The following is a 14,644-nucleotide window of genomic DNA, read 5'->3' as shown; positions in this document are numbered from 1 at the left end:
CGTTCAATATTAAAACTCTTTCTCACCAAACTCATTGGTGGGTAGTTTGACGGGCTTACTCCGCTGACGGAACGAGTAGCTGATGTTCAGCAGCAAAATATCCCGCTCCTGAATATAATTGGTAGTGGTGTAAAAATCGACACCCCGCGTCGTAATCCGCTGCTCGTTGCTGGCCAGCCAGCCCAGCCCTATGTTTTGCCATTGAAACATGACCGAGAGCCGGTTCTGAACAAAACTTTTCTTAATGGATAAATTTGGCACAAAGAAGCGGGAATCTTCTCCCTGCGCGGTGATTCGTTGGGAGAGGTAGTTCAGATTGGCCTGTAGTACCCAACTCGTGGCGGGTTGTAGGGTAGTATTGGCATTTAGCGAGTAAGCCCACGCCTGATTGCTGAATACCACTGCGTTTTGAAACAGCTGACCCGAAAGCAGCGACCGGTAGACCGTACCGCCTACATATAATTTCCAGCGTTTGGTGAGGGTCAGGTCCGAGGTTAATTCTATACCGAGCCGTTGGGCCCGTCCGGCATTGGTATAGAGCCGGTTCAGGATTGTATCCGCATAAACACTGTTGACCCGGTTGACGATGTTCTGCACATTTTGATGATAGAGCGTAGCCTGCCATGTACTCCGGCCAAGGGTTCGGGTTACGCTCAGTTCGCTAAGGTCAACAAATTCGGGCTGCAATGCCGGATCACCCTGTTCGAGGGTTTCGGAGTGTTCGCGTTCGGGCAGCGGGTTAAGGGCCAGATTGCTCGTACGCTGCACCCGACGACTGTAGCCCAATCGTACCAACCAATCGTCTTTGGGCCGATAGACCAGATTGAGGGAGGGAAACAGATTGTTCAGGGTCAGTGGGTAAGTTTGCCCCTGTGGACGGATGTCTACCTCCCGCTGAGCCGACTCGAAACGCAGTCCCGCCGTATACTCCCAACCCTTCGTTTTGTGATAGTACTGGCTGTACAGACTATGGATCTGATTAGTAATGTCGGCTTTTCCGGTAAAAGCATTGATGACCAGCAGCGGTGCACCCCGACCATCCTGGTTTAGGTACCGATAATCGCCGTTGTCGTTCTGAAGCCGGTACTGGTAGCCCGCTTCGAGCCGCCCACCGGCCAGTGGCCAGGTCACATCGACATTGGCCCGAAGATTACCAATCGGCCGGGCGGTGGTTGTATACGTGTATTGTAGCGTATCACGGCTGTCGGTTCGCCGAACATTCAGGTTGCGCGTAAACCCGTCCAGATAGTCGTATTCGTAGAGCACACCCGTACTCAACGTGGCTTTGTTGGCGAAGGTATGCGTGTAGTCGAGGTTGGCGGTAAAAAACTGCCCCCGCTTCCGGACCAGGTTGGCGTTAAAATAGTTGATCTGACTAATGAGTAAGCCCGTCTGCCGGTCCGTTGTCCGGTTGTTGTAGACCAGATCCGCAATACGGTCTTCTGTCCGATGCCCATAATACAAACCCGCCGACCACACATTGGTTTTGTTGGGTGTAAAGCTTACGGCCAGCCGGTTCGTAAATGTATAACGATCAAAACTCCGTTCACCTATACTCGGAAAACGCGTGAAGCGGTTGCTCAGGATTGTGTAAACGTCGCCCTCCCGCCGACCGGCCAGGTCATTCCGCAGATAGGCCGTACTAAGGGTCCAGTCCCAGCGGGCTGTTCGATAACTGATCGATGCATCTGAGCTATACCGAACTGGATTTCGGGCATTATCAAAGGCATTCAGACTTGGCAGTCCGCCCTGAAGATTGACCAGTACAGACAACCCCAAATCAGCCCCGGACTTGGTGGTAATGGCAATTATACCCGCCTTGCCATCCGGGTCATAACGGGCCGAGGGTGTGGTAATGACCTCAATGGTTTCCATTGTATTAGCGGGCAGTTGGTTGAGCAAAGTGCCCAGATTGGCCTGTACGGGCTTTCCATTCAACAGCACCAGAAAACCGTTGGCTCCCCGCTGCGTGACTTCCCCTTCTGCGTTGATACTAATCCCCGGCAAGTTTCGTAATAGATCCGTTGCTGTTCCGCCCACTGCTGAGCCAAACTGCGCGGCCCGGTAGGTTTGCCGGTCGGCTTTTACGGTCAAATCAGCCCGCTGTCCCGTTACCACGACTTCGTTTAACTGGTTCTTTGACGGTTCGAGCAGCAACGTCCCCACATTGAGCACGTCTCCACGTCTAAGGGTAACGAAGGTCGTCTGGGGTTTATAGCCAATAAAAAACGTTTTAAGCCGGTATTGTCCGGGGGTAACCTGCGTGATGTGAAAGACGCCCACCGAGTCCGAAAGAGCGCCCGTTACGGCCACGGAATCCGCCGGTCGATAAAGCGCGACACTTGCAAAAGGGATAGGTTTGGTGGTTGATCCATCCACCAGGAGTCCCCGGAGTTCAGCCTGTCCAACAACGAATTGGCTGTAGCAGGCAAGAACGAACAGGAGCAGCAATCGTCGTTTCATTCCTATGCACCAGTCGAATACGGATGATAGGGCTTGTTCCTCTTCGTGTTCTTCCCGCTATTTTTCATGTCGTTACTCCGGTAAACCTTCATCTGCCACAAAGGTATTTGAGCGCTATCAGACCTGAATGGTCAACTCTTAGCTGATTTTGGTATTTTTGAAACAACATTGGCACAAACGTGAATTTTTTACGACTCCATGACCAAACCAGAGCCCATTGCCTTTCAGACAAAGAACAAGCTGGAAAATGAGCGGTTATTTAAATTATCTCGTTTTAAGGAGGTTATTAAACGAACACAACCGCACAAGCATGATGGTTATTTTGAATTGATCGTCTTACTGGAAGGAGCTGGGTTTCATTGGGTGGATACGAAGCTTATGCCGATTGCACCGCCCATGACCTTTTTCCTTTCTCCAGGGCAACTGCATTGCTGGCAGCTCACGGCCATACCCAAAGGGTTCGTAGTCATGTTTCGAGCCGATTTTATCGATCCCAAACACAGTGCCGATCTGTACCCGCTGGTGCAACAACTCGAACAAAAACGGGAGATTACCTTACTCGATCCTACTCCCATAGTCGACTTGCTGATTACCATCGAAAACGAGTACACGTCTCCGTCGGCACACCATTTTGTCATTTTACGGGCACTCACACAGATTCTGCTGGCCCGACTACTAAATATGGATCAGCAGGAGACGGAAGCTCCTAAAACAGGAGACCTTACGTTTCGTCGGTTTACTGAGCTATTGCGGCAGCCCGGACCCGTAGAACACCGGGTTTTTTATTATGCGGAGGTCCTGGGCGTCTCTCCCCAGCATTTAAATACCATTTGTCGCCGGGTGCATGGCAAATCTGCCAGTGACCTGATTAACGAACACATTGTACTGGATGCCAAACGTTATCTTTTACATACGGATCAAAGCATTTCTGAACTGGCAGAACAGCTCGGGTTTGCCGACCCGTCACATTTTGTGAAGTATTTCAAAAAAATGACGGCTCATACACCAGCCTCCTTTCGGAAACTCTATGGGTTCTAAAGAACCGCCACCTTCAAGGTGGCGGCTGAGTCCACAAAAAAGAAGCCCAACAAAGTCAAGCTTCTTTAACCAACCTAATCTTATAATGGCCAAATATAGACCGCGTACAGCGTGCTTAATCGATTAATCGACCAATCAGGTCAACTCATAGACGGATTAGTAATTTCAGTCTACGAATGAAAGCTTATTCAGCCCGTAAGAATTTCACTGAATTCATGAGCCCCGTTTTAACTTTCTGAAACGGGATGGTGACAAAGGCTATTAAGACCGGCAAAAGCCCAGCCACGACAAATACCCACCACGGAATATCAATTTTATACTGAAAATCCTGTAACCAGCGGTTCATGGCAAACCAGGCCAGGGATGAGGCAATGACGATGGCAATCAGAACCAGCTTCAGAAAATCTTTCGATAGCAGCAAAACGATACTCCCTACCGACGCACCGAGTACTTTGCGGACGCCGATTTCCTTGATCCGTTGTTGAGCCGCAAACGAGGCCAGCCCAAACAAGCCTAAATAGGAAATCAGCATGGAAATGATCGTACACGTCCGGACAATCCATGCCGTGCGGGCTTCGGCCCGGTATTTTTTCTGAAGATCTTCGTTTAGAAAGGTGTTCTAAAACGGTTTCATGGCTATTTTCAGATAGTACTGGATAAACATGGCTGGACTACTGGCTACGGCTTAACTAGCGCCTACCTTACTGAATCAGTGAAGTAGGCGCTAGTTGAACGAGTGACGAAATGCCAGGGGGGTAAATTTGGTTTTGCTCTTGAATAACTTACTAAACGACTGGGGGTGTTCGAAACCCAGCATGTAAGCAATTTCACTGACCGACGAATCGGTCGTCGATAATTTTTCTTTGGCCTTATCGACGACTTTATTGTGAATATGTTGTTGGGCATTTTGCCCAGTCAGCATCTTCAGCAAACTACTCAGGTAGGTAGGTGACAGATTGAGTTGATCGGCCATGTATCCGACCGTTGGCAAACCGTTTTTTTGCAGCGTATCGCCAACAAAATAAGCCTCCAGTACAGCTTCAAACCGGTCAAGAACTTTATGGTTGGTAATCTTCCGTGTAATGAACTGACGCTGGTAGAACCGGTCGGCATAATTGAGCAACATGTCGAGCTGAGCGATGATGATATTTTGACTGAACTTGTCGATGGGTGTCTGGTATTCCTGCTGAATTTGCTGGATGATACCGACGATCATGGCTTCCTCTTTCTCCGACAGAAATAGCGCTTCGTGAATGGAGTAATCAAAGTAGTCATACTGTCGGATCAGTGTAGCCAGGGGTGTATGCCACAGAAAATCAGGATGTATCATTAGGAGCCAGCCCGTATGCTCGTGCGACTCATTGGCAGCGACGGTAAGTACCTGACCGGGGGCCAGAAAGACCATGACACCCTCGTCAAAATCGTATGCCTGCTGGCCATACTTCATCCGGCCATTGAAATTCCATTTCAGAGCAATCGAATAAAAGTTGTTGACGATGCTTTTCGGCTTGTCAGTCCGTTGTGGTTTGACGTCCTCAAACCGGACTACACTAATCAGCGGGTGGGCTGGTTTGGGCAGGCCCGCCAACTGATGATAAGCGGCTATTGTATCAAGTTGGTGCAGTGATTCGGTCGGCATAATTCAACGGGTTGATTACCTGGTTCCAGTTTAGGTAAAACCAGGCAACGCGTGTTAGACATTATACAATACGGAAAAACCATCTTTGAGTGCAGTCGGCTTTCGGCCAAGTAGCTTTTCCAGGTCAGGGCTGATTGCGTCTTCCTGTCCGTTGGCAATGTCGGTTATAAATCCGACTATTCTCCGAGCCACCACATCCGATAATCCGCGTCCGATTAGCTGGGTTTCGAAAGTGACGGGGTCGGCCGGTGTATAGGTCACTGACTTGCCCGATAGATCGGTTAGGGCAGCGGCTACGTCATAAAAGGAGTACGACTCACTGCCCGTGAGCCGGTATATCAGGTTACCTTCGTGCTCGTTGGTCAGAGCATTCGCTATCGCTTCGCCCATCTCGCTGCGCAGCGCAAGCGCGACTCTTCCCTGCTCGGCTGGTACGTAGATTCCGCGTGCAAACACAGCGTCTCCGCCCACAAACTGCGGGATAGCGTCCAGGTACAAACTGTTCTGAAACAGCGTATAGGGCAGTCCACTTTCTTTAATATAATCTTCGGTTTGAAAATGCCCATCCATCAACTGGTTGACCAATGTGGCACGGTCTTTCAATGCCCGGCTCGTATAAGCCATTCGTTGAACATGTGCTTTTTTAGCCGCATCGACCACATTCTGGTGTTGGCGAACCCGATTCTCTTCATCCGTACCGGCAATCAGCAAGACAGTTTCGACCCCCTGCATGGCGTTGTCGAGAGCGTCGGTATCGTCGTAGGTACCCACGCGTACGGTCACCCCCTGTTCAAGGAGATTAATACCTTTGTTCTTGTCCCGTACGAAGGCGACAATCTGGCTGGCTGGCAATTTTTGCAGTAACTGGTGAATGACTGCGTTACCCAAGTGGCCTGTAGCCCCGGTTACTAAGATCATAACGTTGTTTTGTTTTGGTCCCAACAAAGGTCCGTCAGACTTACTACCTAGACGTAGCCTGATTCATGCTTGTTGTAGCTAGATTAACTGTTTTCCGGCGAATCGAGGGCAACGAATTTACCGACAACAGAACCAGGGAAATCTGGTAGCGGATTTGGCAATGGGCACCGGCAGCCGATTAGGTTGGTTCTACTTCCAGGTAGCTGCGCCTTCTGTAACCAATGCCAGTACGGGAGCAAGGCCCATCTTTTTCGGTTTAGTAACCTTTAGGCATCCTTTGCCCTTTAGAATAGGCATTGACTGTTGACTATACCAAGCCGTTGTATCACGAACTGGCCCTAAATAGACCATGAGGTAAGTATCCGTAAGCCGTAGCCCAACAAAATTTTTTCCTTTTAGCATAACCTGTTCAATACCGCCTTTGGGCCCGCTTCCGGCTTTGGTGTGATACGGTTGGCTGGTCATACCCCCAATTGATAATAGCTGTTCTTTAAGAGTCGCGTAGCATTGTTCCAACATGGCTGATAAGGGGTCTAAACAGGTATATAATGATATGGCTATTGTAAAAGACAATCTATACTTATGAGGCCTCTCTTTCAAACGGGTGTCTTTGACCCATCCGTCCCCGCTGTGATTAATGGGATTTCTCAGAAACGAAATGGATTCTGCTATTAGCTTTTTTACCGTTTACCAATTACCGATGTTAACTGTTTATCGATAGCTACTTTATAGGGTCCACTCCATGTACAAAGACTGGTTTCAAAAAAGCGATTTTCGTTTATCAGTTTTTTGTCCCTTAAAATAGTAGTAGCGAAGGCTATTATTTTACTATTGACTTTAAACTGAATACCACATCTGGCTTCGCTGAAGTTGGTAAAAACAACTACTGTATCGGCTCGCACAGTTCCCTTATAGATTTTTTTGACCTTAATCGTATAAGCTCTCATTTCGCCCATTTCCAGGTCAGCACTAGCTTCGGCCAATACAGTCCCCATAAAAATAGCCGGTGCCCCGTCTACACTCTCTTTAATTGTTCGAGCCATATTACAACTGCATCCATAACCGCTTCCGACAGCCATCATGACGATCAGGAACCAGGTAAATTTTAGCCAATAGAACTTCATAAAAACAAGGTACATCTATACAAAAATACCTCCTTTCTAGCTTTGATGGATGCACAAAGCAAAGAAAGGAGGTTCTTGTTTAGGCTGCCTCTCTTAGCTCTTGTTCAGGCAGTTAAAGAGCTACAGCAGTCCGTTTTCCACTTAGTCATGCGCCGGTCATCGCGTTTTCGCTTTCGTTGGCTTGCCGACTGGCGTTGGTTCAATAGGCGCAACGGGCGGCAGTACAGGTTCTGGCTCATTCACTGGTTGGCGGTTTCTGCTGCGCCCCTCATGAAAGATTACGAAACCGATAAGCGCAATCAGTAACACGTTGCAAATCAGGTCGATTGTATCCCCTGTATGCGCTAGCGGAGGATCAAACCGAAACTCAACCGTGTGCTTACCAGCCGGAATACGCAAGGCTCGCAAGACATAGTTTGCCCGAAGATGGGGCGCTGGCTTGCCGTCGATAAAGGCCTGCCAGTCGGACTCACCCCGGTAATAGATCTCCGAGAAAACGGCCAGTCCATCACGAGCCGCATTGACTTCGTACAACAACTTATCCGGGCGATAACTCGTCAGTTGAATCGTACTACCCGTATGATCCAGCGTAGCGGGCAAATTCCCTAATTGTGCCGCAAACCGTTTATCGACAACCGCCGAATCGCGTGGATTCAGGGTTTTCATAGCCGCCATCTCTTCGTCGGCATTATTAACCTGTTGCACCGTGCCCACAAACCAGGCAGCGCCCATCACTTCAGGATTTGGCAGCGCAATGGGTCCAGCCGGAGTTTGCTGCGGATCATTTGGATTGGGTTGCCCATTTTGAATGACGTATTTCGCATTCAGCATATTCAGAATATGGAGTGTGTTGTTCTGAAAAGCGAAATTGATCAGTTCGTTATACCGCCGTAATCGGGTTGTGTTGTAGCCTCCAATAGATCGGTGAAAATAGGACGTCCGGTTGGTTTCCATGAAGGAACCCGTCTGGTCGAAAACCCGATATCCCAGCGATTTGTCCTGCAAGATCTGCTGATCGGCCGAGGTGGGTTCAAACAAAACGCTGGCCTGCGTTTTCGACACAAAATCTTCATTATTCAGGAAACGCTTGTCGACAGCGAACAAATCGAATACGACGATGGCCAGTATCAGCGGATAGAACAGGGTCGCTTTAACTTTATTGGTCAAAAACAGCCAGACTGCTGCTGCCGTCAGTAAAATCAGGATAACAGACCGAATGGCATCGGCCCGAAACAAACTCTGTCTATCGCTAATGAGGGCGGTCTGGAACTCCCGGGCAGCTTCACCAAAATAGCGGGATAAGATTGGGATATCGTTTGGTGCCTGGAAGCTAAAAAACGAGCCACCTACCAGGGCCAGTACAGCTGCTAAACCAGCGGTTAGCCCTAAACTGATCAGTAGTGGTTGCTTTAACTCGGCCAGCGTTAGTTTCTGGCTCACAATTCGCTGAATGCCTAACGCTGCCCCTGCCGCTATGAATAACTGCGCCAGGCAAAAGGCCATCGTCATGGCCCTGAACTTGTTCAGATATGGCAGGTTATCGAACAGAAACTCATTGAAGAAGAGTAAGTTTTTTCCCCAGGCCAACATGATCATCAGGGCCGTTGCGCTCAACAGCCACCACTTAATGGACCCCCGGATTACAAACATACCCAGCACAAACAGAAACAATAAAGCAGCGCCTGCGTAGGCCGGTCCACCCACCATCGGCTGATCGCCCCAGTAGGTAGGTGCCCCAAGTTCAGCCATTTGCTTAGCGGCTGCCGGATCGACCCCCCGGTTTGTCATGGCTTTATAAAACTCGGATCCGGTGGTTAGTCCTCCACCCGAAGCGCCCCCGAAAGCATTGGGAATAAGCAGGGTGAGCGTCTCCGCTTTCCCGTAACTGTAGGTAAAGGCATAATCCTTATCCAATCCTCCTTTAGACTCACTGCTGGGCGATTTTCCATCGGGGTTAGTTGTTTTAGCGGTTAGCTCCGATTTACCCCGAATCGTTTCTTTAGTGTATTGGTTAAGCACGAGTAACCGCTTTCCGAAACTACCGGCAGCCACGGCACTCACAACGGCCAGGGTAGCCAAGCCAAGTAGTAACTGCCGCGTTTTGCCTGAGCGGATAAGCGCAATACCTTCGATTACCACGTACAAAGCAGCCGCCATAAACAGGTAATAAGTAATCTGAATATGATTAGCGCCCAATTCCATACACATAAAGAAGCCCATCAGGGCCGCTCCAACCCAGTAACGCCCCCGCAGCGCGAGTATGATTCCGGCATACATACCAGCACCATACGCCATGGCAAATAACTTGGAAACGTGGCCTGCTTCGAGGCTCACAATACCGAAGGTCCCGAGCCCGTAGGCCGCTGCTCCCAGCGCAGAAAGCCAGGCGTTACAGCCCAGCACGATGAGCAGAATATACATGCTCAACATGACCATAAAGACAATACTGGCCGTGTTGGGTAATACATTGACAACGGCCATGACGCCCTTATACACCAGAATATAGGGGTAATTGAAGTCAATCATGTAGCCGGGCATGCCACTAAAGACGGCATCGGTCCAGAGCGGCTTTATGCCGGTTTCCTTGGCAATTTCACGGATTTCCCGGGCAGATGCTGAGGCCTCCTGCACATCATGCATCGATAGGGTTTTGCCCGACATGACGGGCGAAAAATAAATGATAGCCAGCACAAGTAGACCCAGCACGGCGATCAGATGTGGGAGCAGGCTGGTCCGCCGATGCGGTTGAGAAAAGGGTGGTTGGTTCATAAAATCAACGGATACGTAGCCCAAAGATACGGCTTTGTAGCAAAACGGATAAATAGCAGGGCTGATTGTTGGAACAGCACTGTTGCAGACTATGGCATTATTATTGATAGCAGAGTAATAATAAGTCGCTGTGTTAGTATTTTTTTAAAAAGCATCTATTTTGCCCTGACACACCCATATCCTCTCATGTTACCAATTCGAGCATTTTTGGCCTTTTTAATTTAATTTAATTTTGTTTGATATATAAAATAAACAAGAAGCCCAGGAACGTTAAACTATAAAATGGACCTTGAAATCTCGTTAAAGCCTATTTTCGGCATAAAATATACATACCGTTTAATCAATTTTTGAGCATAGTAGTATACTAAATTTCAACATTCTAATAAGCAACTAATCACGGCCTCCAGCAACCCGAACAGATGAGTATATATCTCACTATCAGTCCAATAGACTCTATATACCCAAATTAGGCAAAAATAAAACAGTAGCCTGCTCGTATTCATCTGGCAGACAGTACCCCTTGGGGTGCTTTTTTTTTGTAGTGCCTAAAGTAACCGTCTTCATGCTACCGTAGTCTAAAATTTCAAATCTAACCCATAGATTCTACTACTATCAATACTTTAATGAAGACGAAACGCCATATCCTCATCGCAGACGAAAATCAGTACGTTGTTGATATACTGGTCCAAACGCTGTCAAAAGATTTTAAGATTACAGTGGCGAATACAGGACAGGAAGCAGCTCGGCTATTAATCCAGGGAAACCGTTTCGACACCGTGCTGACCGAGTTGGAATTACCTTTCTTTAATGGCCTGGAGTTAACAAAGCTGATTCGCATGAGCCACTTGACATCGCAAACGCCGGTAATCATTCTCTCCAATGTGTCGGACAGTACGACCCGAATAGAATGTCTGGAACAAGGTGTCGATGCGTTCTTATCCAAACCATTCAACCCATTAGAGGTAAAAGCTAAACTCCATGCCCTTCTCCGGCGTGCTGATTTATCAAATCAGGAGACTCAGGATAACCATTCCCCTCAGCTCAAGTCTGAGAACAAAACCTCATGGCCCCACCGCTCACGCATCGTCTCCATGCTTCTGGGTGATCTGGCGGTATCGTAAGTTCACGATACACGATACCGCAATGACTGCTTCCAACCGTCAAATACGTTGAATCGACAAACGTGATGCCATTAAGCATTCGGAAACCGCTCCGGATTCAGGATAAGCAGGGCAGTTTTTCACTACACCACTCCTCTACTCAATTCATTATTCCTTATTTCTATCATTCGTTACCCTTCATGCCAGCGTATCTGGTCAATCCCTTTGCAGGCATAAATTCCTGCTTATAAAGACAAAAAAATGCCTATAATCTATGTCTTATTGGTAATAGAAGACGATCTGATCGCTAACCGGATTGCCAGTCTGGTTGGTTCAGGTCATTCGATAGTACGCTTTAAGGAGATAAACGAATCGGAACGATGGCTGACAGATAACCAACAGGTCGATCTGATCATTACGGATAGAACGAACGGGGATGTGATGGTAAGCTTGGTTCGAAACAAACGAGATTACCGATTGGTCCCTTTTCTCATCGTGTCGCGTTTGGGCGAAAGTCCTTTAGAACAAGCTACCCTGGCTACTGGAGTTACTGACCTACTGGCCATCAACGAAGATAACTACCGAATTCAGACCAAAATCAGTTACTATCTTTCCCTAAGCGATCAGATTCGGACATTCGATAACGCACGCCCAATAACTACCCCAACTCAGTTCAGATTACCCTGGTGGAAACGCTTTCTCGACATTAGTGTTTCGTTCACCATTCTGCTGTTGTTGTCACCTATGCTGCTGGTCGTTGCGATCGTTATCGTTCTCGACTCGAAAGGGCCGGTCATTTATCGGTCAAAACGGGCTGGCGCCAATTTTCATGTGTTCAACATGTATAAGTTCCGAACCATGAAAGTAGAAGCGGATCAACTACTGGGGCAACTGGCCTCGAACAATATCTACGACAAAACAGACCATAAAAGCGATGTGTCAATTAATGGCTCAATAACGTGTAGTGCTTGCGAAGCCAATGGTGTACCCTGCCAGAAGTTGCTGTTTGATCATGATCGCCACATTTGCGAAAAACATTATTTACAGGAAACGCAGGGCAAAGCGAAATTTATGAAGTTCCGCAACGATCCCCGCATCACCCGAATTGGCACGTTCCTACGCAACAGTAGCATTGATGAACTCCCCCAACTGGTCAATATTCTGGTGGGTGATATGTCATTAGTCGGGAACCGCCCCCTGCCCCTTTATGAGGCCGAGAAACTTACCTCCGATGAATTTGCCAAACGATTTGCCGGGCCAGCTGGCTTGACCGGCCTGTGGCAGGTAAAGAAACGGGGTAAAGGCCAGGGACCTATGTCCGATAAGGAACGGACGTTACTGGACATTGAATACTCTACTACATTTTCGTTTAAAACAGATGCATTGATCATCTGGCAGACAATATTCAGTTTATGGCAAAAAGAGAACGTGTAGGCGGCACCGACGAGTCGACGCTCGTCTCGATTATCACCATCAACTACAACCAGGCTGAAGTGACCCGCCAGTTCCTGGAATCGGCAAAAAACCTAACCTACCCAGCCTACGAAATTATTGTGGTTGATAATGGCTCCGTAGAACCGTTTGCGAATACGGTGGATGTGAACCAGTATCCTCATCTGCGATACATCCGATCTGAGGTCAATTTAGGTTTTACGGGTGGTAACAACCTGGGTATGCAGGAAGCGCAGGGCAATTACTTTTTCATCGTCAACAACGATACTGAGCTATCGCCGACCATTCTGGAAGACCTGCTCAAACCCTTTGCCGGACGCCCTGACATTGGTGTCGTTTGCCCAAAGATCAAGTTCTACGAGTCTCCTCAATTGCTGCAATATGCGGGGTACAGCCCCATCAATATGTATACTGGCACGGCAACGGCTATCGGTAGCAACCAAACAGACAATGGTCAGTTCGACGAGCCTCATGCCACCAACTTTGCGCATGGCTGCGCCATGATGATTCGCCGAACGGTTGTGGAACAGGTTGGGCGATTTGCGGAGCGCTTCTTCCTGTACTACGAAGAGCTGGACTGGTCGCAACGGATACGAAACGCAGGCTATCTGATTTATTATCAACCCGCTGCATCTATTCTGCATAAAGAGTCCATGTCGGTTGGGCAGCACAGTCCGCTAAAAACCTATTACCTGACACGCAACCGGATTTTGTTCATGCGACGTCATTGCTCTGTTTTTCAGCGTATGGTTTTTTACTCGTTTTTTACATTTTGCATTTTACCAAAGCACATGGCTTCCTACCTGCTTACCGGCCAGTTGACACATGCCAAAGCGTTTATGAGGGGTACGTTCTGGAATTTAAGGTCGGCCAGCGTATCGCCGGTCTAGTTCATAATAGTTGTATGACACTCGTTTATTATATACTTGGCTGGACGTTCTGCCTGCTCACCTTCCTGGTTTTTTATACCTACCTGGGCTACGGCCTGGTGGCCTGGGTATTGGTTAACCTACGGGCAGGCCAGTCGAAGCAAGCCCAGGGAGTTGTCGTATCCAATCAGTGGCCAGATGTGACGATGGTTGTTCCGGCCTATAATGAGTTAGCTTACCTGCCGGATAAACTACAGAACTGCTTACGCCAGGACTATCCGGTTCAGCATCTGCACTTTCTGTTTGTCGTGGAAGGATCTACAGACGGATCGGTCGAGTATCTGGAAAAGCGAAAGCTGAACGTGCCCAACCTGACCATCCTCTCGGGCGCCCAGCGGCTGGGTAAGATTGCCGCCATGAACAAGGCAATGCGCCTGGTAAACACGCCCATCACTATTTTCACCGATGCCAATACCGAACTGAATCCGGAAGCGGTGAGCCGGTTGACCAAACGCTTCGACGATGAAACGGTAGGCGCCGTAACCGGCGAAAAACGCATCCGTTTGCAGGGCGAGGAAGCGGCTGCCGGGAGTGGCGAAGGTCTTTACTGGCGGTATGAGTCATTCCTGAAAAAGCTCGATGCCCAGTTGCATACCATCGTGGGGGCGGCCGGTGAGTTGTTTGCCATTCGTACAGGACTTTACGAGCCCGTCGAAGCCGATACGCTGCTGGATGATTTTATCATTTCGCTGCGGATTGCCAGCCGGGGTTACCGGGTCGATTATGTGCCAGACGCCTACGCCCTCGAACGGCCATCGCATTCGGTCGCCGAAGAAATGAAACGGAAAGTCAGAATTGCAACGGGCGGTTTTCAGGCCATCAGGCGGCTGGCGGCTCTGCTTAATATCTTTACCTATGGCTGGCTAAGTTTTCAGTATGTATCGCATCGGGTGCTGCGCTGGGCCGTTACGCCGTTTTGCCTGCCCCTGCTTTTGCTGCTTAACGGGCTTTTGCTCACACAGCCTGAAGGACCGGATAACGGTCTGTTCAGCAGATCATTCTGGTTAATTCTATTTAGTTGCCAAGTGGCCTTTTACCTGATTGCAACGGTTGGGTACGCGCTGGAAAATCGCCAGACTCGTTTCAAGCTGACGTTTGTGCCTTTCTATTTTGTGTTCATGAACTGGTGTGTACTGGCCGGATTTGCCCGCTTTTGCAATGGTAACCTGTCCGGTGTCTGGGAAAAATCAAGGCGAGCTATCTAATTTTTTG

12 protein-coding genes and 1 pseudogene are annotated in these 14,644 nt (G+C 48.8%); 6 read left to right on the top strand and 7 right to left on the bottom strand.

What is annotated here, in order from left to right; translation table 11 throughout:
• Positions 1-9: 9 nt before the first annotated feature.
• Positions 10-2,463, bottom strand: coding sequence for an outer membrane beta-barrel family protein (locus SD10_RS10040; RefSeq protein WP_046573684.1), 2,454 nt, complete (start codon positions 2,461-2,463; stop codon positions 10-12).
• A gap of 198 nt (positions 2,464-2,661) precedes the next feature.
• Here SD10_RS10040 and SD10_RS10035 point away from each other — a divergent pair, with 198 nt between their 5' ends.
• Positions 2,662-3,501 carry an AraC family transcriptional regulator gene (locus tag SD10_RS10035; RefSeq protein ID WP_046573683.1) on the top strand — a complete coding sequence of 280 codons (840 nt, stop codon included), beginning with the start codon at positions 2,662-2,664 and terminating at the stop codon, positions 3,499-3,501.
• Between the two features lie 184 nt (positions 3,502-3,685).
• Here SD10_RS10035 and SD10_RS10030 read toward each other — a convergent pair.
• From SD10_RS10030 to SD10_RS10005, 6 genes and pseudogenes are all read right to left on the bottom strand, one after another.
• Positions 3,686-4,117 (bottom strand): annotated as a pseudogene (locus tag SD10_RS10030) (ABC transporter permease); the annotation flags it as partial.
• Positions 4,118-4,225: 108 nt separating this feature from the next.
• Positions 4,226-5,140, bottom strand: coding sequence for a helix-turn-helix domain-containing protein (locus SD10_RS10025; protein ID WP_046573681.1), 915 nt, complete (start codon positions 5,138-5,140; stop codon positions 4,226-4,228).
• A gap of 54 nt (positions 5,141-5,194) precedes the next feature.
• Positions 5,195-6,058: an SDR family oxidoreductase gene (locus tag SD10_RS10020; protein WP_046573680.1), complete on the bottom strand. Its 864-nt coding sequence runs from the start codon at positions 6,056-6,058 to the stop codon at positions 5,195-5,197.
• Between the two features lie 189 nt (positions 6,059-6,247).
• Positions 6,248-6,577, bottom strand: a complete 330-nt coding sequence (locus SD10_RS10015; RefSeq protein ID WP_148562417.1) for a hypothetical protein — start codon at positions 6,575-6,577, stop codon at positions 6,248-6,250.
• A gap of 161 nt (positions 6,578-6,738) precedes the next feature.
• Positions 6,739-7,182, bottom strand: a complete 444-nt coding sequence (locus SD10_RS10010) for a hypothetical protein (protein WP_158500558.1) — start codon at positions 7,180-7,182, stop codon at positions 6,739-6,741.
• A gap of 156 nt (positions 7,183-7,338) precedes the next feature.
• Positions 7,339-9,951 carry a glycosyltransferase family protein gene (locus SD10_RS10005; RefSeq protein WP_046573677.1) on the bottom strand — a complete coding sequence of 871 codons (2,613 nt, stop codon included), beginning with the start codon at positions 9,949-9,951 and terminating at the stop codon, positions 7,339-7,341.
• Between the two features lie 623 nt (positions 9,952-10,574).
• On the opposite strand from SD10_RS10005, the gene SD10_RS10000 reads away from it, so the two are divergent.
• The 5 genes from SD10_RS10000 (at position 10,575) to SD10_RS09985 (ending at position 14,637) form a co-directional block, all read left to right on the top strand.
• Positions 10,575-11,072: a response regulator gene (locus SD10_RS10000; protein WP_046573676.1), complete on the top strand. Its 498-nt coding sequence runs from the start codon at positions 10,575-10,577 to the stop codon at positions 11,070-11,072.
• Between the two features lie 62 nt (positions 11,073-11,134).
• Positions 11,135-11,302, top strand: a complete 168-nt coding sequence (locus SD10_RS29645; RefSeq protein WP_227699185.1) for a hypothetical protein — start codon at positions 11,135-11,137, stop codon at positions 11,300-11,302.
• A 10-nt stretch (positions 11,303-11,312) separates the two neighbouring features.
• Positions 11,313-12,485, top strand: a complete 1,173-nt coding sequence (locus tag SD10_RS30365) for a sugar transferase (protein ID WP_046573675.1) — start codon at positions 11,313-11,315, stop codon at positions 12,483-12,485.
• Positions 12,464-13,393, top strand: a complete 930-nt coding sequence (locus SD10_RS09990) for a glycosyltransferase family 2 protein (RefSeq protein WP_046573674.1) — start codon at positions 12,464-12,466, stop codon at positions 13,391-13,393. Before SD10_RS30365 ends, SD10_RS09990 begins: the two co-directional genes overlap by 22 nt.
• A gap of 14 nt (positions 13,394-13,407) precedes the next feature.
• Positions 13,408-14,637, top strand: coding sequence for a glycosyltransferase family 2 protein (locus SD10_RS09985; RefSeq protein ID WP_046573673.1), 1,230 nt, complete (start codon positions 13,408-13,410; stop codon positions 14,635-14,637).
• The last annotated feature ends 7 nt before the right edge of the window (positions 14,638-14,644 follow it).

Origin of the sequence: Spirosoma radiotolerans, from assembly GCF_000974425.1 — a bacterium.
GTDB lineage: Bacteria > Bacteroidota > Bacteroidia > Cytophagales > Spirosomataceae > Spirosoma > Spirosoma radiotolerans.
This window is presented reverse-complemented; position numbering and strand designations above follow the sequence as displayed.